Source organism: Legionella nagasakiensis (assembly GCF_900639915.1).
Taxonomy (GTDB): domain Bacteria; phylum Pseudomonadota; class Gammaproteobacteria; order Legionellales; family Legionellaceae; genus Legionella_A; species Legionella_A nagasakiensis.
The window spans coordinates 43,732-66,620 of the sequence record NZ_CAAAID010000003.1; the positions used below are offsets into that span (position 1 = coordinate 43,732).

The window sequence follows — 22,889 nt, forward strand, 5'->3', positions numbered from 1 at the left end:
TACTTGGCCAGTTTGGACTCTATTCGTGTATAATGCCTGCTTTTTAAATTATTAACGGGAGTCTACGATGGAGTTAACCTTGTCTATTATTAAACCTGATGCCGTTGCAAAATCGGTTATCGGTCAGATTTATGCTCGGTTTGAGCAAGCTGGATTAAATATCGTTGCCGCAAAAATGTTGCATTTATCCAAAGAACAAGCAGAACGTTTTTATGCTATTCATAAAGATCGACCTTTTTTTAATGAATTAGTTTCTTTCATGACCTCAGGTCCCGTCATGATCCAAGTTCTGGAAGGTAAAAATGCCGTTGCCAAACATCGTGACATTATGGGGGCCACAAATCCCAAAGAAGCCGCCCCAGGCACCATTCGTGCGGATTTTGCTGAAAGCATCGACGCAAACGCTGTTCATGGTTCAGATAGTCATGAAACAGCCGCTCAGGAAATAGCCTTTTTCTTTGAGCCACATGAAATATATAACCGGTCATAAAATTTATAGTTAAGGTAAGCAATGAGTGGGAAAATTAACCTTCTGAATTACAACCACCAGCAGATGCGGCAATTTATAAGCGATTGTGGTGAAAAACCTTATCGCGCCCAACAGTTAATGCAGTGGATCCATCAGGTAGGATACTACGATTTTTCTCAAATGAGCAATTTAAGCAAAGCGTTTCGCGAGAGACTTGAGCAAATTGCCGAAATTCGCTTGCCTGAGATTGTAAGTTGTCAAAAATCCAAAGATGGTACACATAAATGGTTGCTTAAGCTTGATTGTGGCAATTGTATAGAAACTGTTTTTATACCAGAAACGAGTCGAGGGACTTTATGTGTATCATCCCAAGTAGGATGTGGTTTAAATTGCAGTTTTTGCTCCACTGCAAAACAAGGTTTTAATCGAAATCTAACGACTGCAGAAATTATTGGTCAAGTATGGGTGGCCGTGCGCGAATTATCCCAACAACAGGGCATACATGATAAAAAAATAACAAATGTTGTAATGATGGGTATGGGTGAACCGTTGCTAAATTTTGAAAATGTTGTGGCCGCAATGGATATCATGATGGATGATTTTGCTTATGGATTATCCAAGCGGCGTGTTACCTTAAGTACTTCTGGTGTTCTTCCTGCCATGGAGGAATTAAGAAAACGTAGTCCAGTGTCTCTAGCCGTCTCATTACATGCTCCGAATGATGAGTTACGCAATCAATTAGTTCCTATTAACAAAAAATATCCTCTTGAGCAATTAATCGCTCTATGCAAGCGTTATTTTCAAAATGAACCAAAGCGTAAAGTCACTTTTGAATACGTGATGCTTAAGGGAGTCAATGATCAACCAGAACATGCAGCTCAATTAATTAAATTGTTGCATAATGTTCCCTCTAAAATTAATTTGATTCCATTTAATCCTTTTCCCTTAACACAATATGAGCGTTCGTCGCAAAAATCCATTGACGCCTTTCGTGATTTATTAACTGCGAAAGGAATTAATACCATTACGCGCAAAACTCGAGGCGAGGATATCGATGCAGCTTGTGGACAATTAGCGGGTTCAGTAAAAGATAAAACCAGTCGCTCGCAGCGCTGGCAAAAATTGCATTTTAAACCGATAGAAACAAATTAAGAGCACTGTGGAACATTAATGCCAAATAAGACATTCTGAGCAATATCTATACTTATTTAAACGATTTGGCCATAAATTCATTTGTGGCGTCTTATATTCACAGTTATAATGTCCATCCAATTCATAGACGCTTAGAGAGCAAATATTGAAATTTTATCGTCTGTTTCTTGTGATTACCTTATTCTTATTGCAATCATGCCAACAGCAAAAAGAGATTAAAGAAGAAACGCTTACTCGAGAATATAATCGGGCCGAGGCGGCTTCCTATAATATACAACTGGGACTTGCTTATCTGAAACAAGGAAACAGGCCGCGAGCTAAACGAAAATTATTAGTCGCATTGTCTCAGGCGCCTGATTCACCTGCTGTTAATTCAGCTATGGCCTATTTTATGGAAAAAACAGGTGATTTAAAGGAGGCAAAGTCTTATTACCAAAAAGCGATGTCATTAGCACCAAGCAGTGGGGCGCAATTAAATAATTATGGTGCTTTTTTATGCAGGCAAGGTCATTATAATAAGGCGGAAGAGTATTTTGCAAAAGCTGTAAAAGACATTCATTATGAAAACACAGCTGGAGCGTATGAAAATGCAGGATTATGTGCCATAGCTGTTCCTGATTATACCAAAGCTAAAGAATATTTTATCAAAGCGCTTGAACAGGACTCTTCTCGCAAGCAATCATTATATGAATTGGTGAATATTAATATTAAACAAAATCAGCCAAATGAGGCACTAGCCTATTTACAAAAATACCCTAATCTTTCTTTAGGTGATCGTACTTTGTTATCCTTAGCGGCTGACATCGCCCAACAGACTGGAAAGATTGAACTTGAGGCAGACTATAGAGCACGTTTGCAGCAATTAAATAGTTTTTCGGACAATACCGGAGAGAAACATGCATACAACAACGATAATGGATGAAGTAGAAGAGAGCATGCAGGAAAAACCTGGTGCACAATTAGCAGCGGTGCGTCAAGCTAAAGGATATAGCACCGATTATGTCGCGGGGAAGTTGCATTTGCGGGTTAGGTTAATTGAATTATTAGAAGCAGATGAATATCAAAACATGCCTGAACCGGTATTTATTAAAGGGTATCTTCGTGCTTATGCGAAGTTACTTGATGTTGCGCCGGAGCCATTGCTCGAAGCATTTAATGGTTTATATAGCAGCGAGCGCAAACTTGAAAGAGCATTGTGGCAAAGTCGACGCGAAACAAATAGAGCGGAACATGCTGTGCGCTGGTTAACCGCGTTGTTTGCTTTGGGCGTCCTAATAGCCGTTGCCGTATGGTGGTATAAAAATAAAGATAATGAACGCATTTTCCCAACCAGTGTAAGCCGTCAGGAAACCTCATCCAATAAATCAGAAAGTGAAATACGACTTACTGATTTATCTAAAATGCGTTCATTACTCTCTTCAAGCAATCAATACAATACACTGGAGGGGCCAGGTGAGTGAAAAAGTTCAAGCAATACGTGGCATGAACGATGTATTACCCAGCCAAACTTTTATTTGGCGGCGCCTTGAAGAATCCTTTGCCCAATGTTTAAGTCAATATGGATATCAGGAAATTCGACTTCCTCTATTAGAAAATACGCAGTTATTCAAGCGCACAATTGGTGAGATTACGGACATCGTAGAAAAGGAGATGTATACTTTTACAGATTTAAATGGAGATAGTCTCACTTTAAGACCAGAAGGCACAGCAGGTTGCGTACGTGCATGCCTCGAACATGGATTGCTTCATAATCAGCAACAGAAGTTATGGTATTGTGGTCCTATGTTTCGCCATGAGAAACCACAAAAAGGACGTTACCGTCAATTTTATCAACTGGGGGTAGAGGCATTAGGAATTCCTGGGGTTGGTATTGAACTTGAGCTTATTGCCATTTGTAAACGCTTCTGGGACTTGTTAGGTATTACTCAGGACGTGCAGTTACAAGTTAATACCTTGGGCGAACTCAATGAGCGTCAAGCTTATCGAGAAGCCTTGATACATTATCTTAAGCCTCATTTTGAACAATTAGATGACGACAGTAAGCGCCGGCTAAGCAAAAATCCACTGCGTATATTAGACAGTAAAAATCCGGAAATTCAGGATTTAATCAAGCATGCGCCTAAGTTGATGGATGTCGTCAGTGAAACAAGCCGTCAACACTTTTTAGCGGTGTGTCAGGGGTTGGATACGTTAGGTATTTCCTATACGGTCAATCCATTTCTGGTACGTGGCCTTGACTATTATGGACATACCGTTTTTGAATGGGTCACCGATAAACTGGGAAGCCAGGCTACTGTCTGTGCTGGTGGTCGTTATGATAAACTGGTCGAACAACTTGGTGGTAATCCAACACCCGCTGTAGGTTTTGCAATGGGGATTGAGCGTTTATTATTACTGCAGGAAACGGTTGTCTCGAAGGTATTTCAAGAATTACCTCCTTTAATCTATTTTATTGCTGTTGGCGATGAAGCGTTGCAGCAAGCACTTGTTTTGGCTGAGATGCTGCGGGACAATGAGCCTCAATGGAATATTATTGTGCATGCGTCTGGTGGAAGTTTTAAAAGCCAATTTAAAAAAGCGGATAAAAGTGGGGCTCGACTGGCATTAATCCTTGGTGAGGATGAAGTTAGCCAACAGCAGATCAGCATAAAAGATTTGCGTCATGCCAGTGAGCAGAAAACAATTGCTCAGCATGAATTAAAACAACACATAAAAACCCATTTGGAGTAAAAAAACATGTCAGTTTATATGACAGAACAAGAGCAACTGGAAGCCATCAAAAAATGGTGGCAACGCTATAATGGCATCATAACTATAATCGCTTCCATTACACTATTATTAATTGCAGGATATAAATATTGGAGCTGGCATGAATATCGTATGGCACAACAAGCTTCTAATGCTTATGAGCATCTTATGATTGCCTTTTCAAATCAAGATAATAAAAAAGTTCAATCCTATGCCAATCAATTAATAAAGGAATACGGAAAAACAGTTTATGCTGATGCGGCTCGTTTAACGTTAGCAAAACTTTTCATTACTCATGAACACTATAAAAAAGCTCAAGAACAATTACAACAAGTAGCCTCTCATTCCCTTATGCTTCCATTGCAGCAAGTTGCTAAAATTCGGCTAGCACGATTGTTTTTCGCTGAAAAAGCATACGATCAAGCGTTAACCGAATTAACCCACGTTGATGATGCCTCTTATATGCCAGTCATTAATGAATTAAAAGGCGATATTTATGCAGCAACTGGACGCTATCCACAAGCGGTGGCTTCTTATCGTAAAGCAATTCATCAAGCGCAAACACAAGGCGTTGGTAATCTCTTTTTAGAAATGAAAACTAACGAATTAGCAGCGCTGACGCACTCTTTAAATTTGACACAAGAAACACATCAGGCTGCATAGAAATAGAGGACATATGAATAGTAAAACCGTTATTCTTTTGGTCATTTGTTATTTGCTCCAAGCTTGTACACAAGTGGACGATTATGTGCTTGGGAAAGATAACACGCCCAAGCCACAAGCATTGCAACCTATAACCTCCAAGGTTAATTTAGTTGAAAATTGGTCTATTCCTATCAGTAAGCCAGCCAAGAATGGCCATTATTTAAAATTACAACCCGTCGTTCAAGGACAGATTTTATATAGTGCTGATGCCAGCGGTTTAGTACAAGCAATTGATAAAAAGACAGCAAAAGTGCTTTGGACAAACCAATTGAAGCAGGGAATTATTAGCGGACCAACGGTTGCAAATGGCTATATTGCCTTAGGAACCAATGCCTCAAGCATTGTGGTTTTGCAGCAATCCAATGGGAAAGAGGTTTGGACAGCCAATATATCTGGAGATTCTTTAGCCAAACCGGTTATTTCCGCCCAAAAAGTCATTGTTAAAACCATTGATGGAAATTTATACGCATTCAATCTGACAAATGGTGAAAAAGTATGGGTTGCTGATCATGGTGCTCCTAATCTTGTGCTAAAAGCCAGCTCTTCCCCCGTTATTTTAGACAAGCTTGCCCTGGTTGGTTTTTCTGATGGTAAACTGGACGCGGTGGATCTACAATCTGGAACCATTGTTTGGCAGCGTGGAATTGCTTATGCTAGTGGTGCCAGCGACGTTGAGCGTTTGGTCGATATAGATGCTGATCCGATCGTGCAAGGGAATATCGTATATCTGGCAAGCTATCAAGGCTATATTGGTGCATTATCTCTCATGAATGGTCAATTTATATGGCGTAAACCAGCCTCAACTTATAAAAACATAGCCATAGATGCCGCGAACCTTTATATGACAGATAGCGAAGATGTCATATGGGCATTTGATAAACAAAATGGGCAAGTAAAGTGGAAGCAACTTGCTTTAAAAGCACGAGGATTGACGGAACCTGTACTCATGGGCAAACAATTGCTCGTGGGAGATAAAGCGGGTTATCTTCATGCATTATCAACCCAAAATGGCGAATTCCTTAGTCGTACACAACTAGGCGGGCCAGTGTATATTGCACCAGTGATCTCAGAAAATCATGCTTACGTTATTAGTGCAAACGGTCGCTTAAATCGTTTATCTGTGAGTTAAACCATGCTTCCAGTCATTGCCTTGGTTGGCCGGCCTAATGTCGGTAAATCAACCTTATTTAATCGTTTGACTCGTAGCCAAAATGCCTTGGTGGCGGATTTTCCCGGATTAACCCGTGACCGCCAGTATGGTGAAGCGCAGTTTGATAATAAATCATTTATTGTTGTTGATACGGGCGGTGTTGGTGTGGATGACTTAGCAGTAGATAAGCTAATGTCTAAACAATCTGAAATTGCTTTGGATGAGGCAAGCATTATCTTTTTCTTAGTGGATGGTCGTGCCGGGTTAACTGCTGTTGATCAAGAGATTGCTGATCAACTAAGAAAAACAAGCAAGCCGATTTATTTGATTGTCAATAAAACAGATGGCGTGAATGAAGAAATTGCTTGTGCTGATTTTCAAGCATTAGGATTTATAGATATCCATGCTATTTCGGCGACCCATGGGCGAGGCTTACAGCCTTTATTAAAATCTATTACCGCCTTTTTTCCATCTTTCAGTGAAACTTCAGCAACAGAAGATAATTCTATTAAAATCGCGTTTGTAGGGCGACCTAACGTTGGTAAATCCACCTTGATTAATCGAATCCTGGGTGAAGAACGAGTTGTGGTCTATGATATGCCGGGCACAACCAGAGATAGTATTTCTATTCCCTTTGAACGGGATCAACGCCACTATACCCTTATTGATACAGCCGGAGTACGCCGACGCTCAAGAGTCGATGAAAAAATTGAAAAATTTTCAGTAATTAAAACCTTGCAATCCATTAAAGCCTGTCATGTTTGTTTGATGCTTATTGATGCCAAAGAAGGGTTAACTGAACAAGATATGCATTTATTAGGTTTTATCATTGAAGCTGGTAAGGCGTTGGTTATTGTGGTGAACAAATGGGATGGGCTAGATGAAGATCACAAAGAAAAGATCCGACAGGAGCTAGATCGCCGACTTAGCTTTGTCCATTTTGCTAAAATTCGTTTTATCTCGGCTCTGCATGGCAGTGGAGTAGGATTATTGTTCAAAGATATTGAGCAAGCTTATTCATCCGCTGTCAAAACACTTTCCACACCATTTTTAACACGGTTGCTGCAGGAACTTGTCCAACAACATACACCGCCTATGGTTAAAGGACGGCGGATTAAGTTGCGCTACGCCCATGCCGGAGGGCATAATCCCCCCATTATCATTGTTCACGGGAATCAACTGGACTCATTGCCAGATAGCTATAAACGTTATTTAATCAATGCATTTACACAAAAATTGAACCTTATTGGAACCCCTTTAAAAATAGAATTTAAAGGTGGGCAAAATCCATTTAAGGATAAGAAAAACAAATTAAGTACACGGCAAATTAAACGAAAAAAACGATTGATGAAGCATGTTAAAAGACATTGAGCCGGCTAAATTAGATGAAATGTTTTTTATTTGACTCAAGATTCTTAAAAAAAACTCTAACTAATTAATTTCTTTACTTTTTCTACAAAAATAAAACCTGGGTCGTTTTTATTGGTTTGATAACTAGGATCTAATTCAAGCCAAAGGGAAGTTTTCTTGAATTTTAAATAATCATGATGGCCAATGACATGGCTTATTTCTGGATATTTCTTCTTTAAATAACATACTAAAAATGCATTTGCTTCTGCTTGCGCTTCAGTCAAATCATCTTTGCCATCTACACCACCTATATTTTCAATGCCAATCGCATAATGATTTAAACCAATGACATGCCTTGCCATCCAAGTTTCCGGCATAAGCTGATAGATGCTTCCATCCCGATCAACAACAAAATGACTGGAAACATTTAAGTTGCCAGGCAATTCACTTTGTCGTGGCGAACCTTTCGGAAAAGTAGGGGGATTAAAGGTACGAAAAGTGGCTTCGAAAGTAGGGATGCATGTCCAATGCAAAACAATCATCCTCGGTTCAATATCAATGGATTCTGAATCAATGCCATAATGAGTCAATTGATATTGTTGCGTTAAAGCAATACGTTCTCTATTAAATTGAATCGGCATTTTATGAATCATCTGAGGATCATGGCAAGAAAATGCGTGTCCTATAGAATTTACAAAAAATAAAAGTGGTATAAAAATTTTCATGATAAATAACATCAAAAATATTATAGTGTTTTAGGACGTATTCTCAATTATCTAACTCGCTGTAAAAAACAGTGATTGCGGACATACCTAATTTGTAGATAAAAATTATCGATTTAAAAACCACAAAATAATCATGATCAGAATACTAATAAGCACCGATGTGGTAATGGGAAAATAAAAGGTAAAATTTCCCTTACGAATGATGATGTCTCCCGGTAGTTGACCTATACCTATTTTTTTAATTAATGGCCAAAATAATCCTAAAAGTAGTAAAATAATCGCGATTATAATTAAACTTTTTTGTATCATGTTTGTGGCTCGTTGGCAAAAGAAGATTTAAGTATACATTGATTGGACGCTATTTTTTTAACACCATGAAATAGGCTGTCACATAATTGGGCAAGTGACGATTGGCTTGATAAAAAGCTTCTTGACCCGCATAACTGCCTGTTAAAAAATCCACCTGATATGAGTTATCTTTGAATGCACCGCCAGTATCCGCGAAAATGCCAGCTCGGGTTATTATATTTCCTTTCGAGTCAGAGTATTGCACCATAAGCAATTTCCCCAAGCCAAATTGCCCGAGATCAGCGGCAAATGTCGCTTCGCTATTGACCGTAATTTTGTGTTCGGCGTCTTTACCATAACCCTTGATGCCTTCCACTTGTTTAAAATACCAATAGCGCTCTTGCTGATAAGGATTTTTAGCTTTATCGTAAAGAATGTTATTGTTACGATGAACATTAAATATTTTTACTCCATCACCAAAGTCTGCCACAATGGTGCCTTGCAAGAGCGCTGCTTCCAAATCCTCTCGGTTTAAATAAGCCAAAACAGGAACAGGTTTGTTAGTTAATGCTCCTTTTAATATCGCCTGCTTACCATATTGAAAACGAATTAATCCAGGTTTGGTGTTTGCTTCTTCAAGCGTTAGCGATTTTTCATCTCTAGGAAGAGCATATAGGGCAAAAGGATAAGCGGAGGTCGGTTTAGGTGATGCCTTGGCGAGATGAACATAATACTTGGTCATTAAAATCTTATCTTTGGGCAAGTTGCCAATAAGCGGCTTATTAAAAAACGGTTTGGTTTGCTCAAGATCTGGATACCAACGAATAAAATCAAAATGTTTCTTAATGAAAGCAGGATCATTTAATTCATGTTGATGCCGACAGACAAATGCCAGCGTTGCTTTGACTCGTGCGAGTGGGACTTGAAAGACTTTGCCTGCATGAATCACTTGAGGATCATAGTGGCTCCCTTTGTTTAAATAAGCCAAAGTTTCCCTGGCTGTGGCGCACAAAGCTGAACCGTTAATCTCATCATGTGTGATGGGCAATGGTTCAGCAGAGATGAAATAAGGCGCTGCAATAGCCTGGATACTCATCAATAAACCAAAAAAGAAAATTTTCATTGTCATTGTTCAAGGATGAATTTGTCTAAATATTAACATCCCTATGGCCGTGAATATCAAAAATTACCGGCCACAGGAAAGACAACAAAGGAATTAATTTATAAAGGAGGTTGGAATTGAGAAGAATCGTATTCTGGACATTGAATGGTTGACTCGGTTTCTCTTGTTTGTTTATTGCGGAAAAAATTAAACCATTGGCTAATAGGAGCACAACTAAAACCCGAAGACAGGGCAACGGGCACCGTTGAAGGTAATTCATCCGTATCTATAGATATACTTGTTAGATTACTCTCACTATCCGTTTCAGATATTCTATTGCCTACTGTTTCCAGGTCTTCAATAAGTTTTTCTCTCCTGCGCAGCAAAATCTCAACTTGTTTTGCTATAGCTCGTCTATTAGATTTAGGATAATACCTGGTGTTTTTTTCAAGAAGGGCTTGTTGCAGTTCCGGTACGGTGCCGTCAATGTTCATACGCAAAATAAAACGAATATTTTTTGCATCCTTGTCTTGATAGTTTAATTTTTTTGGTTGCGAGCTTTCTCTTGACAGATAATACAACGCATGGTTAGCCGATGGGATGTAAAGGTATGCTCCCACGCCGGTAATATTTCTTTTAATATTTTCTAAATCAGCTCGTGTAGGCATGGCTTCGAGTTTGAAAACTTGGCTTCTTTTTATGTCTCTTATTTCTTTGTTATATAATTGTATGCTACGAATATGATCTCGAATCATAGGAGATGCAAAATATTGGCTTTCTTTCTCGATAGAAGCCATCATCGCTTCAAGAGTGTCTCTGCAGCTGGATATTTTCTCTGCCGTTGCAGATTTATTTCGGATCGCAGATGGCAGCATCGAAGAAAGCTTTTCATGCATCGTTAGAAGTTTTATATAAACGCTGACTATAAGGGCATTTTGGTCTGTTTTATCCGGGTCTGTTGTTGTTAATAATGCACGAAGGCTACTGGCCAGGTTGACACGAGCCACATTAAGAGAGGTCTTATCAGAATGCTGGAAAAGTTCTGGCCAGGAACTTTCAAATTTCTCAAGTTGACGAAGAAAGCTATCATCTTGACCGTTTTTTATTTGACTCATGTATCTCCCCATAAAGAATTGTTACTGAGGTTTGTTCTATTTAAAATGAAGTGTAATGGTTCAGTTACTTGAATGGAAGGAATTTTATCTGGTATTTTCTATTTTAATTATATTTTTAATAGATTAGGATTACTTTTACTAAAATTATCTTTCAGTGAACTAATCATGCTTGTTAATTTCAAAATGATCATTATGTGGCGTTAATGAAGACACTGCAAGCTTCATCATCTACTTGGTCTATGACTTGCAGTTTCTTCAGGCTCAGGTATTTTAAAGTCTTCATGTTGGATGCCGGAAGGCGTTAACACATCGCCTTTTTGAAACTCACTACCATTGGCATGATACAGCTTTCCATCTTTAGCATAAGCCATGACGGTTTTAGTCTCAGCATCAATGATAATAAATCTTGATTTTGGATGTTTTTCAGCTTGATCAAGGAAAAAATTACTTGCATCTTTTATTGAGGGAAAGGTTAGCTTTGTTATTCCGTTTACCGTTTCAGGAACTTTATCACATGGCTTTCCGGTGATTCGTTTAATAAATTCCATATAATCCCGAATCATCTGATCATTATCTACATCACTTTTTACGGCAAATTCTTTTGGTGATTTTTGAGGTAATCTTGCTTTCATTTCCCTTGTAGCAAGTTCACTTGCGGTTCGTGCTTCTTCTGTTTCTTCTCTTAAACGTTCTATTTCTCTTTGTCGCCCAGGTGCCATTTAATAATCCCCTCAATTTACAAGTATGTAGCAAGTTTAGCACAATAAAATAAAACACGTAATGGACGATTTTTGTGCAAAACTATCTGGAAATACCATAATTTGAAATTGATGACTCATCGTAGTTATAATTCATCACAATATGGTTATCAAAAAATCAATTTATCAATCGACTAACCAATAACGCAATAGGCTCATCTCATGAGATGTATTAAAAATCCATTCGTTAAATTTAGATTATTTATTCTGATGACTTTTTCTTTATTTTTATCAGAAGCCAGTTTTTCGGCTAATCTCACGAATCAAATAGAGGGGGTTGGGCCAGATAATGCGATAAAGCCTTATATTTGCATTCAAAATGGCTTAGGTCAGGTCACTTACGCTTTGGCGCCAGGCCAATCCATTGATGGCAATAACATGTCAGGGAGTGCCAATTATGTAGGTGCAACTTTACGATTTGATGGGTGTGGTTACAATAACGCCTATCTTGGCTACCTTGGATTCAGTTTAAATAACCAAGGAAATAATTTTATTAACAATTATTCTCCACCACAAGGTGTTCATATCGCTTATGAAGAAGGTGCAATTGATACTCAAGGTCACATAACAGGTAAAATTCGCTATACCCAAATTTATCCTAACCCTGATCTGAGCCAAGTAAAAAATGGAAAATATTGGGATTTTATCGGCATTAATTTATCTGGTTTAGAGTTCGGCAAATCCATTGATCCTTTTGTGATTCCTAATTTATCTACAGAAGACGTCGATACCGTTAATAGTGATCTTAGGGCAATAAACGCATTCATCGAACATGGCATCAATACGGTAAGGGTGCCTGTGCGCTGGGGATATCTGCAATTGCAAGGTCCAGGGAAAGGGGATATTTATACAGATTACTATAATTATTATGTCCGCCCCTTATTGCAAACATTAACCCGCGCAAAAATTCATACCATTGTTGATTTGCATTCTTACATGCGGTATTCCCAGTTCGGTAAACAATACGCTGGCTGTGGAATGGATGGCCCATGCCCTGATGGCACGTTGATTACAAACTCCAAGGCTTACGAAGATATCTGGAAAAAACTTTATACGCTAATCAAACAAGACCCAGCCATTGATCAACAATATATCTTGATAGACTTAGTTAATGAGCCGGTTGGGGTTCCTGATGATAAGGTATTTACCATTCAGGCAAATTTAATCAAAATGCTTAGACAACAAGGATTTGAAGGCTACATTCTGATTGAAGGGAATGCCTGGTCTGGATTGCATTCCTGGACCACGGAGCAATGGCAGGGTACTGATGGTCATGTTTATACCAATGCGAGTTTATTTACGCGAGAAAATTTTAATAAAGCCGGTATTTATGATTTGTCTAAAATCGTCATCAACGTTCATCAATACTTGGACAGTAATTTTAGCGGTACACAAGATAACTGCCAGCAAGACCTATCAACCGTTGGACCTTCCGGATTTAACCTGATGGCATTTGTTGATTATTTACAACAAAATCAATTTAAAGCGATGGTGACAGAGTTTGGAACAGGTAGAAATTCAGACAGTTGCGCGCCAGCACTCATAGCATTTATAAATTATTTAAAAGATAATTCGGCAAAAGATAAAGACGCTGGTTTTCTTGGCTGGACAATATGGTCGGCTGGCCATGGCTGGGGAAATTACAACCTGCGGGTCACTCCTGATTCTTATCAACAAAATCTGTTAGACAATTACCTGAAATAACAAAAAGGATGCTCAATAATGTATAAAATAGCGCGTTATTATTTATTGTTCCTTTTCCTTATTGCGTCAAATGGTTTTGCTGAACCTGGAATCGTAATATTTCAAAGTGATTTCGGCGAAAAAGATGGGGCAGTCTGTGAAGTGAAGGGCGTGATGTATTCCATTGACCGATCACTCATTATTTCAGATTTGACCAATGAAATTCCCGCTTATAATATTTGGGAAGCATCCTATCGTCTTTACCAGACTGCTCCTTATTGGCCAAAACAATCGGTATTTGTAAGTGTGATTGATCCCGGTGTAGGTACAGAGCGGCGCTCAGTAGTGGCTCTAAGCAACCATGGACAATATTTTGTAACCCCTGATAATGGTACCTTAACTTTTATTGATGATGCTTATGGCATAAAAGAAACCAGAATCATTGATGAGACCAAACATCGCCTAAAGGCTTCAAATGCTTCTTATACTTTTTATGGCAGAGATGTGTATGCGTATACCGCTGCAAAACTCGCTTCAGGAAAAATTTCTTTTGAAGAAGTAGGGCCAGTATTAAATGAGCCCATTGTAAAGTTGCCTTATCAAAAACCTGTAATAGAAAATAATGTATTACGCGGTACCATCGTTATTCTGGATTCGCAATATGGAAATATTTGGACAAACATTGATAAAGATCTGATAGAAAAATATGGCATAAAAATGAATGATCATTATCAGGTAAACATTTATCATAACCAAACTCAAAAATATGCTGGTATTCTTTCTTTTCACAATACCTTTGGTGAAATAAAAAAAGGCTCTAGTTTACTTTACTTAAACAGCTTGCTTAATCTGGCCATTGCCACCAATCAAGGTAATTTTGCTAAAACATATCATATAAATAGCGGGCCAGATTGGACAATTACTGTTGAAAAATTAAAGCATTGAGATATCCTCATACGAGGATGTCTTAAAAAACAATAAAATTTTTTTATAAGCGATTCAAATTTTATGATCAATCATATTGTATTCTTAGCATTTAAATCTTACATCACAGAACCTGAAATTAATTCAGTCTTAAATCAGTTAGGTCATTTAATGAAAGTCATTCCTTCCATGAAAGATTTTTCATTTGGAAAGAATTGCAGTCCTGAAAAACTGAATCAAGGATACACTCATGTTTTCATCATGAAGTTTGATGATGCAAATGGAAGAGACATTTATTTAAATCATCCGGAACATAAAAGAATAGCTGCCGATCTCATTATCCCTATTTTGGAAAATGGTTTGGAGTCGGTTTTAGTGGTTGATTATGAAGATCAGCAACTCTGAAATTCGCTAAGATAGTCTTGACAAACATGGCTATCTTGAAGGATTTGAAGCACCTGCATGGGGCATTTTATAAACTCATCAAATTTTCTATAAAATCTAACGCTTCATCTAAGTGACCCCTAAATTGGCCACCAGTACTCGCGGCGATCTTGTCAAGCATTCATGGATTTGACAATCAGCACGTTATTACCTATTTAAATAAATCCATGATTATTAAGCAAGGAGAATTGAAATGGATATCAAAAAAGCTGAAGAATATTTTGCCGCGAAAATGGAATTTACCACAGGGCCTGTAGAGCTTGACCATACACTTAAGAAAAATAAAGACAAAGTGAATATCATTGATGTTCGCCTGAGCGAAGATTATAAAAAAGGTCATATTCCAGGCGCAGTTAATTTACCGAAGCATCAATGGGACGACACCAGTGCCAGTATTCTTCGTAAAGACCAGGTTAATGTTCTCTACTGCTACACGCAGGTATGCCACTTGGCTGCCAATGCGGCATTAAAATTTGCAAAACAAGGTTATCCCGTCATGGAACTTGAAGGTGGCTTCAAAACCTGGAAAGAGCATAATCTCGACATTGAACAATAAATGCATCACACTTTTTTTACTGGTTGATTTTATTTGAACTTAAGTTAATTTTAAGTCAATAATAGATTTGATCTGCTTTAAAGTCATATTAAAGAATGAATAAGGGATTAAAGAAAGATTCAGTAACTTACCGTATAAGTTTATTGGCTATCATTCTGCTGGTTTCTTCTTTAGGGCAGGTTACTTCTGATTTATATTTGCCATCTTTACCCAGTATGGCAAAAAGTCTTTCGGTAAATGCAAGCTGGATCCAATTCACGATAGCCATCTACATGGCAGGGTTTAGCATTTCCCAGCTGATTTATGGACCGTGGTCAGATGCAGTTGGCAGGCGCGTACCGTTGTTAGTTGGTTTATTCATTAATTTCATTGGAAGTTTAATTTGTTGGTTATCTCCGAGTATCTACTTATTATTTCTTGGAAGATTCCTACAAGGGCTAGGAGTAGGCGCTGGCTATACATTAGCACGCCCTATATTAAGAGACCTTTTTGAAAAAGAAGCGTTGGCTGTTTATAATTCGTATTTAGCAGTCTCTACCGTATTTATTTTATCAACAGCACCTATCCTTGGAGGATACATCCAACAGTATGCCGGATGGCGATATAATTTCTTATTTCTGAGCCTGTATGGCTTGCTTATCCTCTACTTTTTTTATCGTAAAGTTTCGGAAACAAGTCAGTATCATCACAAAGATAACTTCAGGTTCAACGTTATACTAACCAATGCGAATACCTTACTCAAACATCCAATCTTTTTAAGATTTTCATTATGTCCTCTATTGACGTATGCAGGAATTGTCGCGTGGCTTACGGTTGTACCAATTTTATTACAGGAACAATTAGGTCTGAGTCCTGTACAATTTGGTTGGCTATATATTTTCTCTGGAATTGGATTTGCCGTAGGTGGATTTTTAAACATGAGATTTGTTATGAAATTTGGCATAGATAAAATGATGGTACTTGGTTTTTTGTGCCAATTAGGCGCAGGCCTAATTATGCTACTGTTTTATTTATTTGGATATATGAATACCTGGGTTATTGTCGCGCCTATTCTCTTGTTTATGATGGGCTCAAGTCTAATTTTCCCAAACTCTTCCGCCGGGGCATTAATGCCTTTTCCAAAAATTGCTGGGACAGCAGGGGCTTTATTTGGTTTTATGCAAATTTTTGGAGGAGCTTTATCTAGCAGTATAATGGCATTGCTGCATGACCAAACTCAATTACCTCTGGCGATAGCATTCATAAGCATGGCATTACTATCCATCCTGGTTTTTTATGGGGTTAAATCTAAATCATAAGTAACTTACTTCCGTTTAAAGTAAGCAGCAGTTGCACATTCTAAAATCTTGTTATATCCTTTTTGTATAAAATTAAATCTTAACCATATAGTAAAACTAGTATTAAAAATTTCTATCATTAAATTAAGTGATTTAGGAGCTTACTATGCCAAATAATGATGATGCCGCCCTACCACCTTTACTGGGTCGAGCACCTGTCTTATTTAGAGCACAATCAGTTATAGGCGTTCCAGAGCATGATCAAGTCGTTGACGAAAGAAATGCAATGATTCAAACAACCGTTGAACGAATTCAAGATGAGGTCGGACAAGCTGATGGCGATCAACGTGCTGCTTTCGAAAGATTAAGAAGCTCCGTTGCAGATTTTAATCGCGATGATCGTCGACACTTGGACATTGAAGCATTTAGAGCCAGGCTTGCTGAGATGATTGAAAATATTTGTGAAGAAGAAGGTATCGATTTTCAACACGGTTTAATGGGAGATGGGGCAATACCTAGAATATCATAGCAAATCATAAACTTATAAGATGCAATCACCAAGCATTAAATGATGATAGATATTTTTACCAATTTTCCTGTACAAATGATAACTCTTGTACTTAACTAATAAAGACCAATCACTCTCACGAGTAGGTCATCATGTCTAAGAACATCACCTGGTATGGGCTAAATCTATTGCCGATTTATGTTGAAATGGTGGAAAATTGGTTAGAAGAATCTTGTTTGCAACTGAAAAAACTCCAGCAGATGCAAAAAAATTCGGATATTTTAGATAAAGAAACACTCATTCGTCTCGTCAAAAGTCATCGCCCACAACATGGTGATAGTTGGGTGTTATTTGCGCAATGCAAACACTGGCGCAATCAAAGTCCTGACGAAGAACAGCTGCGATTAATAGCACAAGTTGAAAAAAGTGCTGAAAAACTTGATTCTGTCAATCAAGAAGTAGTATTGCTGCTCAAATCTTTTCCGCGTAGAGACAAAGAGGTTAAAGAAAACATGGAGATTGCTTTTGAGTGGCTATTTAAAAAACTAGACGGGTAGAGTCATACTCGATTTGGTTTTCTTCTTGATCTAATATAACCTCATGTGGGTTATATTTTTTTATCTTATTTGTGTTATTATCCCATTTCTCTAAATTATCTGTAAAATAATATGACACGAATTGCCTATTCTCGCGAAAAACTATTAAGACTTCGTGCAGCACCAGCAAGCCAGGAAAAACCTGAAAATCTACCCAAAATACCTGGCGTAACTATATTTTTCAACCAACGGAAACGTTGTAAACCCATCGAAAAACCAAATTTATTCAATCGTGATTTAGACCCTGATAATTCGTCAGTACCTTGCATGGCCTAATCTAGTCAGACATTCCCTGATTTAATTAGTTACTCCGTTGCTTTAATATATCGTCTATTAGGATCAATTTGGAAACATCTTAAAATATTCATCAAAGGTATTTTAAATGAAAATCATAGACTTACGTAGTGATACAGTGACCAGGCCCAGCCAACATATGCTGGATGCCATGATGAATGCTAAGGTAGGTGACGATGTCTTTGGTGAAGATCCTAGTGTTCGAAAGCTTGAAGCGATGCTGGCCGAACGTGCCGGAATGGAAGCAGCTATTTTTGCGCCCAGCGGTACTCAATCTAATTTACTCGGGATCATGGCACATTGCGAACGGGGAGATGAATACATTGTTGGACAAACCGCCCATACTTATTTATGGGAGGGGGGCGGAGCTGCTGTACTAGGCAGTGTACAACCACAACCACTTGATTTTGAAAAAGATGGCAGCCTTGCCTTGGATAAAATAAAGCTCGCCATTAAACCCATCGATGATCATCATGCACGTAGCAAATTGCTTTGCCTTGAGAATACAACGGCTGGCAAGGTACTTCCGCTTGGTTATCTAAAAAGTGTGGCTCAGTTTTGTCAATCTCATGGACTAGTTATTCATTTAGATGGCGCAAGGGTTTTTAACGCTGCAATTAAGCTCAACGTTGAATTGCAGGCTATTAGCCAATATTTTGACTCTATTTCCATCTGTTTATCAAAAGGATTAGGTGCACCTATTGGGTCTGTATTATGTGGAACAAAAGACTTCATTAAAAAAGCGCGGCGTTGGCGAAAAGTTCTTGGCGGAGGTATGCGTCAAGCAGGTATCATTGCTGCAGCAGGTATTTATGCTTTGGAAAACAATATTGCACGTTTAAAACAGGATCACGATAATGCCATGTATCTTGCTGAAGGATTGGCTACGATTCATGCCATTGAAGTCGATAAAGATTCACTGCAAACAAATATTCTTTTTATCAAAACACCCAATCATTACACGGATTTACAAACGTATTTGTATCAACAAGGAATCCTTTTCCCCAAGCAACCTAATAAAATGGATTTAATCAGACTGGTCACACATCTTGATGTGACGCATGAAGATATTGATCGAGTCATTCAGATGATAAAAAACTTTTATTCTTCAACAATGTTTTGTTATTAGAGGTTTTTTAACAAAATATACAACCTACAACCCTGACAATTCTTGTGTTAAAACACCTGGCATAAATATGGGCAACATTAAGATTAAAGTCTGATTATTTTGATAATCAGACTTATTGATTTCTGTTTTGTTTTCACAGGAGATGTTTGGTGTAACGGCGATTTGCATTGCCATTATTTCTTTGCATGCTGAAGTTATCGCAAAATGGATCGGCTGGGTAACCTTGATATTTGGTATCACTTCTATGCTCAGTTACTTCAGCTATAAAAAAATAGTTAATCGTCAAGACTGTTTTTTTAAATTTTCTCTGGTAAGATTTAATGCCAAGCAATGTAAAATAGCTTTGTATAAAGATGTGGATATCTTTTTTACTCAATCTGCAAATTGCTCCACAGCCAAACTCTCCACCCACTAAAAGCCCAGTAAATACAAGGCTTATCACCAGATTAAATCATCGCTCATTTTTAGATTTATCCACAAAATCTGTGGATAAATCTGTGAGCAGACCACTAAAAACCTGAAAAATAACTGCTTTTATTTCGTGACTAGAGATTATTCATTTGCTTCATAAATAACTTAAATGTATTTATGTACAATATTTTTCTTAATAAATTAAAATTTATCAAATTAAGCAATATTTGTAAGATAGATATTATACTTATAGGAAAGTACAACAAAAAGGAAAAGCGTCATGCCAGCAATAAAAACAATTGGTGTTTATTGTGGGGCCTCAAATTATGCAGATGCCCCTTATCAGGAAGTTGCGGCACGAACGGGCGAGCTGCTAGCCAAATCTGGTTTTAATATTGTCTATGGTGGGGTGCGTTTGGGTCTTATGGGCATTCTCGCAGATCATGCCTTAGCCAATGGAGGCTACGTCACAGGGATTATTCCAGCATTGCTCACAGAACTTGAAGGGGCCCATCCTGCTTTGTCAGATATTCAAATTGTTGATTCGATGCATACGCGCAAACTTAAAATGTCCGCGCTTGCAGACGCTTTCATTATTTTACCAGGTGGATTTGGAACGTTAGATGAGCTATTTGAAATTCTGACTTGGCGCCAATTACGGTTGCACGACAAACCCATCATTATCATCAATACAATAGGATATTGGGATCCACTTAAAGCCCTTGTGCACAATGTCATTGAAGAAAAATTTGCGGCACCAGGCCACGCAAATCTTGTAAGTTTTGTCTTGACCATTGATGAAGCCATTGATACTTTAACTGAAGTTTCAAAAATTTAATCCATTATTTGGGTAACATCCATTAGAATCTATGAAAATTCAGTCTGTTTTTCTAGGGTAAATTCTTATTCTTAAAATTTTTGAAGGGATAGCTTTCTCTATCGTTGCATTAAATTCTGGGAACTCAATATGCTCTCCTTCTTTTGGCACATAGTTTAATCTGTGAAAAAACAATCCATTTAAAGTGTCGATATCATCTTCAACATCAATATCGTAATCAAGGGCTTGCTCTAAAGAATATATAGAACAATTCCCTGATGCAGATAGACTTCCATCATCCTCTAATATCCAATCAACTTTGGTACGATGAAATTCATCTTTAATTCGACCAATGAGCACCTGAAGTAAATTATCTAAAGTAATAAATCCTAAAATGGTTTCTTGTCTGCTGTAAACAAGGGCAAAATGAGGCATCCCCTCACGAAATTTACGTAATAAATCCAATGCAGGTACACGATATGAAACTTTCAGTACCGGTCTAAGTAGTGATCGCAATTCTTTTATTTCACCTTGTTGATAAAGGGTGGGAAGAATATCTTTTACATGAATAATACCAATAATATCTTTTTTATCAGGATCATAAACTGGATAACGACTATAGCGATGCCCTATAATGATATCCATGATTTGACCAATAGGCTCATTTATATTGAGCATGATCATTTCCTCACTAAATCGCATAACCTCGGTAACTTTAAGTTCGGCTAAATCCAGCGTATGTTCAATGATTTCGACTTCCTCTTTGGTAAGTTCGCCATGCAAATGGCTTGCGCCTAAGAGTAATTTAATTTCTTCTGTTGAGTAAAAATGTTCTCCTTTCTCGATTACATTTAAACCAAACATTTTCAACAAAAAATTTGAGCAATTATTTAACATCCAAATTGCAGGATACATAAGCCAATAAAAACCATAGAGTGGTAAGGCAGTCCATATGGATACCTTTTCAGATTGACGAATAGCGAGAGATTTTGGCATTAATTCTCCGACTACAATATGAAGGAAAGAAATAAAAGAAAACGCAACAAAAAAAGCAATGATGGTTGTTAATTGTGGTGAAGTAATTCCAACAAAAATTAAAAGTGGTTCCATAAGATGAGCAAAAGCGGGCTCACCTATCCACCCTAACCCAAGAGAAGCAAAAGTTATACCAAGTTGACATGCCGATAAATACGCATCAAGATGATGATGCACATGAAATAAAATTTTTCCGCGTAAACCATAAATGTCTTTAATGGTTTCTACGCGAGTCGCTCGAATCTTTACCATACCAAATTCAGCAGCCACAAAAAAAGCATTCAATAAAACTAAAAGAAAAGCCAAGGTAATTAATACAAGATTAGTCAACACGATATATCCTTATATTGTTGCAGATCACAATAACCCTTGTTAAAAGGAGGCATAGTTCTAGTTTATACTCGAAACTATCTAGCAAAATAATCATTCAATAATTTCATAGTGATTGGTTTTAATAGTTGACTACCAAAAGATTGAGCACTGGACTTTGGCGCAGATTTATCGGTCAGATTACTTACAAAAATATATTGTTGAGCCCCCTGTTCTATGAAACCTATAAACCAGCCATCGCGTAATACACTTGGATTTACTTCCCTTTCATTATGTCCATGGCGCCCGGAGCCAGTTTTGCCATAATAATCAGCGCCATTATCAAGTTTTCCAAGATATAAGTTTGTTTTGGTATATTCTATGGCTGCATTCCTCACTGGTAACTCATAACTTAACATGGCTTTTAAGAAATTAAGCTGCTCTAGGGCCGATATTTTTAAGCTACTCGATAACCAGGCATACCTTAGTCCATTATGTTTACCAGGATCCCCACTAAAATCCTGGTTGCCATAATCAAAACCGGCCAAATAATGCTTAATGCATGCATAACCTAATTGTGGAGTGATTTGTTGTGACACCCAAACAACGGAATATTTAAGCCAGCTTTCGGGCGTTTGATCCTGCTCATGTTCTGGTAAAACCCCCTCTTCTCCTTGCCATTTAAACAGAGTATTTTGCTTGATGATGCCCTGATTAAACGCCATCAGCGATAAAGGAATTTTAAACGTAGAATCTGGGGCAATGCGCTCGCTACAGCGATGATTTGGATTATACTGACTAACGATCTTATGATCGTTCATACTATAAAGAATGAAACAGGCATCATAATTTTTAAATAACCGCGAATAATCTTGTGATGTGATCGTATGAGCAGGGGTATTGATACTTATAGTAATAGATAAAACAAGGGCGAGTAATTTATGCATTTATACTCTCTTCTTGCCTCGCATCCACGTAAACCCAAGCCTTAATTCCTGATGCCAACTGCACTTGAATGCGCTTATAATCTTTGACCTCATAAGAATCTGCTTGATCTAATTCATTTAAACTTATGTCAAATACCATGCCACAGACTTCATCAGACAATAACCCTGTATAAAAAATAATGGGATGCACTTTTTCTCTGCTTGCAGCAATCACATTCGTATCAGTAATTTCAACGGTGGACAACTTAAATCCTGGTAAATGGTCCACTTGGCCTGCCAATTTACGTCCAAAATTAGCGAACTGGACGGCCTCATACTGCAGTGTGCCATAAGAAAATAATTTTTCAGTATGATTCATAAATTACCTGTATATATTAAAGTTTGCAAACAGTGTCAG

Annotated in this window: 27 protein-coding genes; 17 read left to right on the forward strand and 10 right to left on the reverse strand. The window is 37.9% G+C overall.

The window, feature by feature from the left end:
* Positions 1–67 precede the first annotated feature (67 nt).
* From ndk to der, 8 genes are all read left to right on the forward strand, one after another.
* Positions 68–490, forward strand: coding sequence for a nucleoside-diphosphate kinase (gene ndk, locus E1O52_RS03140; protein ID WP_133127257.1), 423 nt, complete (start codon positions 68–70; stop codon positions 488–490).
* A gap of 21 nt (positions 491–511) precedes the next feature.
* The gene (gene rlmN, locus E1O52_RS03145; protein ID WP_133127258.1) at positions 512–1,621 is read left to right on the forward strand and encodes a dual-specificity RNA methyltransferase RlmN; all 1,110 of its coding nucleotides are present in this window, start codon (positions 512–514) and stop codon (positions 1,619–1,621) included.
* Positions 1,622–1,766: 145 nt separating this feature from the next.
* Positions 1,767–2,543, forward strand: coding sequence for a type IV pilus biogenesis/stability protein PilW (pilW, locus tag E1O52_RS03150; RefSeq protein WP_242602140.1), 777 nt, complete (start codon positions 1,767–1,769; stop codon positions 2,541–2,543).
* Entirely contained in the window at positions 2,518–3,081 is a 564-nt protein-coding gene (locus E1O52_RS03155) for a helix-turn-helix domain-containing protein (RefSeq protein WP_133127259.1), read from the forward strand. The genes pilW and E1O52_RS03155 overlap by 26 nt, the downstream gene beginning before the upstream one ends.
* Positions 3,074–4,351, forward strand: a complete 1,278-nt coding sequence (gene hisS, locus E1O52_RS03160) for a histidine--tRNA ligase (protein ID WP_133127260.1) — start codon at positions 3,074–3,076, stop codon at positions 4,349–4,351. Before E1O52_RS03155 ends, hisS begins: the two co-directional genes overlap by 8 nt.
* 6 nt (positions 4,352–4,357) lie before the next feature.
* Positions 4,358–5,032 (forward strand): YfgM family protein, encoded by a 675-nt coding sequence (locus E1O52_RS03165; RefSeq protein ID WP_133127261.1) that lies wholly within the window; start codon positions 4,358–4,360, stop codon positions 5,030–5,032.
* A 13-nt stretch (positions 5,033–5,045) separates the two neighbouring features.
* Entirely contained in the window at positions 5,046–6,203 is a 1,158-nt protein-coding gene (gene bamB, locus E1O52_RS03170) for an outer membrane protein assembly factor BamB (protein WP_133127262.1), read from the forward strand.
* A gap of 3 nt (positions 6,204–6,206) precedes the next feature.
* Positions 6,207–7,595 carry a ribosome biogenesis GTPase Der gene (der, locus tag E1O52_RS03175; protein ID WP_133127263.1) on the forward strand — a complete coding sequence of 463 codons (1,389 nt, stop codon included), beginning with the start codon at positions 6,207–6,209 and terminating at the stop codon, positions 7,593–7,595.
* 56 nt (positions 7,596–7,651) lie between these two features.
* Here the strand turns inward: der and E1O52_RS03180 are convergent, their stop codons facing one another.
* The 5 genes from E1O52_RS03180 to E1O52_RS03200 all read right to left on the reverse strand — a co-directional run bounded on the left by E1O52_RS03180 (position 7,652) and on the right by E1O52_RS03200 (position 11,523).
* Positions 7,652–8,299, reverse strand: a complete 648-nt coding sequence (locus tag E1O52_RS03180; protein WP_133127264.1) for a peptidoglycan recognition protein family protein — start codon at positions 8,297–8,299, stop codon at positions 7,652–7,654.
* A 105-nt stretch (positions 8,300–8,404) separates the two neighbouring features.
* Positions 8,405–8,608 carry a DUF2905 domain-containing protein gene (locus E1O52_RS03185; protein WP_207384167.1) on the reverse strand — a complete coding sequence of 68 codons (204 nt, stop codon included), beginning with the start codon at positions 8,606–8,608 and terminating at the stop codon, positions 8,405–8,407.
* A gap of 49 nt (positions 8,609–8,657) precedes the next feature.
* Positions 8,658–9,716, reverse strand: a complete 1,059-nt coding sequence (locus E1O52_RS03190) for a hypothetical protein (RefSeq protein ID WP_133127265.1) — start codon at positions 9,714–9,716, stop codon at positions 8,658–8,660.
* 92 nt (positions 9,717–9,808) lie between these two features.
* Complete coding sequence (locus tag E1O52_RS03195) at positions 9,809–10,804, reverse strand: hypothetical protein (protein ID WP_133127266.1); 996 nt, start codon at positions 10,802–10,804, stop codon at positions 9,809–9,811.
* Positions 10,805–11,028: 224 nt separating this feature from the next.
* The gene (locus tag E1O52_RS03200) at positions 11,029–11,523 is read right to left on the reverse strand and encodes a type IV secretion protein Dot (protein ID WP_133127267.1); all 495 of its coding nucleotides are present in this window, start codon (positions 11,521–11,523) and stop codon (positions 11,029–11,031) included.
* A 201-nt stretch (positions 11,524–11,724) separates the two neighbouring features.
* Between E1O52_RS03200 and E1O52_RS03205 the strand changes: the two genes are divergently transcribed.
* The 7 genes from E1O52_RS03205 (at position 11,725) to E1O52_RS03235 (ending at position 17,511) form a co-directional block, all read left to right on the forward strand.
* A complete protein-coding gene (locus tag E1O52_RS03205) occupies positions 11,725–13,266 on the forward strand; it encodes a glycoside hydrolase family 5 protein (protein WP_133127268.1) in 1,542 nt (513 codons plus the stop codon).
* An 18-nt stretch (positions 13,267–13,284) separates the two neighbouring features.
* Positions 13,285–14,190, forward strand: a complete 906-nt coding sequence (locus E1O52_RS03210; protein ID WP_133127269.1) for an SAM hydrolase/SAM-dependent halogenase family protein — start codon at positions 13,285–13,287, stop codon at positions 14,188–14,190.
* 63 nt (positions 14,191–14,253) lie between these two features.
* Entirely contained in the window at positions 14,254–14,574 is a 321-nt protein-coding gene (locus tag E1O52_RS03215; protein WP_133127270.1) for a Dabb family protein, read from the forward strand.
* Between the two features lie 232 nt (positions 14,575–14,806).
* The gene (locus E1O52_RS03220) at positions 14,807–15,169 is read left to right on the forward strand and encodes a rhodanese-like domain-containing protein (protein WP_133127271.1); all 363 of its coding nucleotides are present in this window, start codon (positions 14,807–14,809) and stop codon (positions 15,167–15,169) included.
* Positions 15,170–15,264: 95 nt separating this feature from the next.
* Positions 15,265–16,467: a multidrug effflux MFS transporter gene (locus E1O52_RS03225; RefSeq protein ID WP_133127272.1), complete on the forward strand. Its 1,203-nt coding sequence runs from the start codon at positions 15,265–15,267 to the stop codon at positions 16,465–16,467.
* Between the two features lie 145 nt (positions 16,468–16,612).
* Positions 16,613–16,975: a hypothetical protein gene (locus E1O52_RS03230; protein WP_133127273.1), complete on the forward strand. Its 363-nt coding sequence runs from the start codon at positions 16,613–16,615 to the stop codon at positions 16,973–16,975.
* 131 nt (positions 16,976–17,106) lie between these two features.
* Positions 17,107–17,511, forward strand: a complete 405-nt coding sequence (locus E1O52_RS03235; protein ID WP_133127274.1) for a hypothetical protein — start codon at positions 17,107–17,109, stop codon at positions 17,509–17,511.
* Between the two features lie 125 nt (positions 17,512–17,636).
* Here the strand turns inward: E1O52_RS03235 and E1O52_RS13325 are convergent, their stop codons facing one another.
* Positions 17,637–17,819 (reverse strand): hypothetical protein, encoded by a 183-nt coding sequence (locus tag E1O52_RS13325; RefSeq protein ID WP_242602141.1) that lies wholly within the window; start codon positions 17,817–17,819, stop codon positions 17,637–17,639.
* Positions 17,820–17,932: 113 nt separating this feature from the next.
* On the opposite strand from E1O52_RS13325, the gene ltaE reads away from it, so the two are divergent.
* Complete coding sequence (gene ltaE / locus E1O52_RS03245) at positions 17,933–18,973, forward strand: low-specificity L-threonine aldolase (protein WP_133127276.1); 1,041 nt, start codon at positions 17,933–17,935, stop codon at positions 18,971–18,973.
* 133 nt (positions 18,974–19,106) lie between these two features.
* Here the strand turns inward: ltaE and E1O52_RS03250 are convergent, their stop codons facing one another.
* Positions 19,107–19,415: a hypothetical protein gene (locus E1O52_RS03250; RefSeq protein WP_133127277.1), complete on the reverse strand. Its 309-nt coding sequence runs from the start codon at positions 19,413–19,415 to the stop codon at positions 19,107–19,109.
* Between the two features lie 249 nt (positions 19,416–19,664).
* Between E1O52_RS03250 and E1O52_RS03255 the strand changes: the two genes are divergently transcribed.
* Entirely contained in the window at positions 19,665–20,222 is a 558-nt protein-coding gene (locus E1O52_RS03255; RefSeq protein WP_133127278.1) for an LOG family protein, read from the forward strand.
* A 39-nt stretch (positions 20,223–20,261) separates the two neighbouring features.
* On the opposite strand, the gene E1O52_RS03260 is transcribed toward E1O52_RS03255, so the two are convergent.
* From E1O52_RS03260 to E1O52_RS03270, 3 genes are all read right to left on the reverse strand, one after another.
* A complete protein-coding gene (locus E1O52_RS03260; RefSeq protein ID WP_133127484.1) occupies positions 20,262–21,566 on the reverse strand; it encodes a hemolysin family protein in 1,305 nt (434 codons plus the stop codon).
* 77 nt (positions 21,567–21,643) lie between these two features.
* The gene (locus tag E1O52_RS03265) at positions 21,644–22,492 is read right to left on the reverse strand and encodes a class D beta-lactamase (RefSeq protein ID WP_133127279.1); all 849 of its coding nucleotides are present in this window, start codon (positions 22,490–22,492) and stop codon (positions 21,644–21,646) included.
* Positions 22,485–22,850: a gamma-glutamylcyclotransferase family protein gene (locus E1O52_RS03270; RefSeq protein ID WP_133127280.1), complete on the reverse strand. Its 366-nt coding sequence runs from the start codon at positions 22,848–22,850 to the stop codon at positions 22,485–22,487. The genes E1O52_RS03265 and E1O52_RS03270 overlap by 8 nt, the downstream gene beginning before the upstream one ends.
* Positions 22,851–22,889 lie beyond the last annotated feature (39 nt).

Coding starts and splice junctions, on each gene's coding strand:
- ndk (WP_133127257.1), top strand. CDS start 68: ATGGAGTTAACCTTGTCTATTATTAAACCTGATGCCGTTGCAAAATCG.
- rlmN (WP_133127258.1), top strand. CDS start 512: ATGAGTGGGAAAATTAACCTTCTGAATTACAACCACCAGCAGATGCGG.
- E1O52_RS03155 (WP_133127259.1), top strand. CDS start 2,518: ATGCATACAACAACGATAATGGATGAAGTAGAAGAGAGCATGCAGGAA.
- E1O52_RS03165 (WP_133127261.1), top strand. CDS start 4,358: ATGTCAGTTTATATGACAGAACAAGAGCAACTGGAAGCCATCAAAAAA.
- bamB (WP_133127262.1), top strand. CDS start 5,046: ATGAATAGTAAAACCGTTATTCTTTTGGTCATTTGTTATTTGCTCCAA.
- der (WP_133127263.1), top strand. CDS start 6,207: ATGCTTCCAGTCATTGCCTTGGTTGGCCGGCCTAATGTCGGTAAATCA.
- E1O52_RS03180 (WP_133127264.1), bottom strand. CDS start 8,299: ATGAAAATTTTTATACCACTTTTATTTTTTGTAAATTCTATAGGACAC.
- E1O52_RS03185 (WP_207384167.1), bottom strand. CDS start 8,608: ATGATACAAAAAAGTTTAATTATAATCGCGATTATTTTACTACTTTTA.
- E1O52_RS03190 (WP_133127265.1), bottom strand. CDS start 9,716: ATGACAATGAAAATTTTCTTTTTTGGTTTATTGATGAGTATCCAGGCT.
- E1O52_RS03195 (WP_133127266.1), bottom strand. CDS start 10,804: ATGAGTCAAATAAAAAACGGTCAAGATGATAGCTTTCTTCGTCAACTT.
- E1O52_RS03200 (WP_133127267.1), bottom strand. CDS start 11,523: ATGGCACCTGGGCGACAAAGAGAAATAGAACGTTTAAGAGAAGAAACA.
- E1O52_RS03205 (WP_133127268.1), top strand. CDS start 11,725: ATGAGATGTATTAAAAATCCATTCGTTAAATTTAGATTATTTATTCTG.
- E1O52_RS03210 (WP_133127269.1), top strand. CDS start 13,285: ATGTATAAAATAGCGCGTTATTATTTATTGTTCCTTTTCCTTATTGCG.
- E1O52_RS03215 (WP_133127270.1), top strand. CDS start 14,254: ATGATCAATCATATTGTATTCTTAGCATTTAAATCTTACATCACAGAA.
- E1O52_RS03220 (WP_133127271.1), top strand. CDS start 14,807: ATGGATATCAAAAAAGCTGAAGAATATTTTGCCGCGAAAATGGAATTT.
- E1O52_RS03225 (WP_133127272.1), top strand. CDS start 15,265: ATGAATAAGGGATTAAAGAAAGATTCAGTAACTTACCGTATAAGTTTA.
- E1O52_RS03230 (WP_133127273.1), top strand. CDS start 16,613: ATGCCAAATAATGATGATGCCGCCCTACCACCTTTACTGGGTCGAGCA.
- E1O52_RS03235 (WP_133127274.1), top strand. CDS start 17,107: ATGTCTAAGAACATCACCTGGTATGGGCTAAATCTATTGCCGATTTAT.
- E1O52_RS13325 (WP_242602141.1), bottom strand. CDS start 17,819: ATGCAAGGTACTGACGAATTATCAGGGTCTAAATCACGATTGAATAAA.
- ltaE (WP_133127276.1), top strand. CDS start 17,933: ATGAAAATCATAGACTTACGTAGTGATACAGTGACCAGGCCCAGCCAA.
- E1O52_RS03255 (WP_133127278.1), top strand. CDS start 19,665: ATGCCAGCAATAAAAACAATTGGTGTTTATTGTGGGGCCTCAAATTAT.
- E1O52_RS03265 (WP_133127279.1), bottom strand. CDS start 22,492: ATGCATAAATTACTCGCCCTTGTTTTATCTATTACTATAAGTATCAAT.
- E1O52_RS03270 (WP_133127280.1), bottom strand. CDS start 22,850: ATGAATCATACTGAAAAATTATTTTCTTATGGCACACTGCAGTATGAG.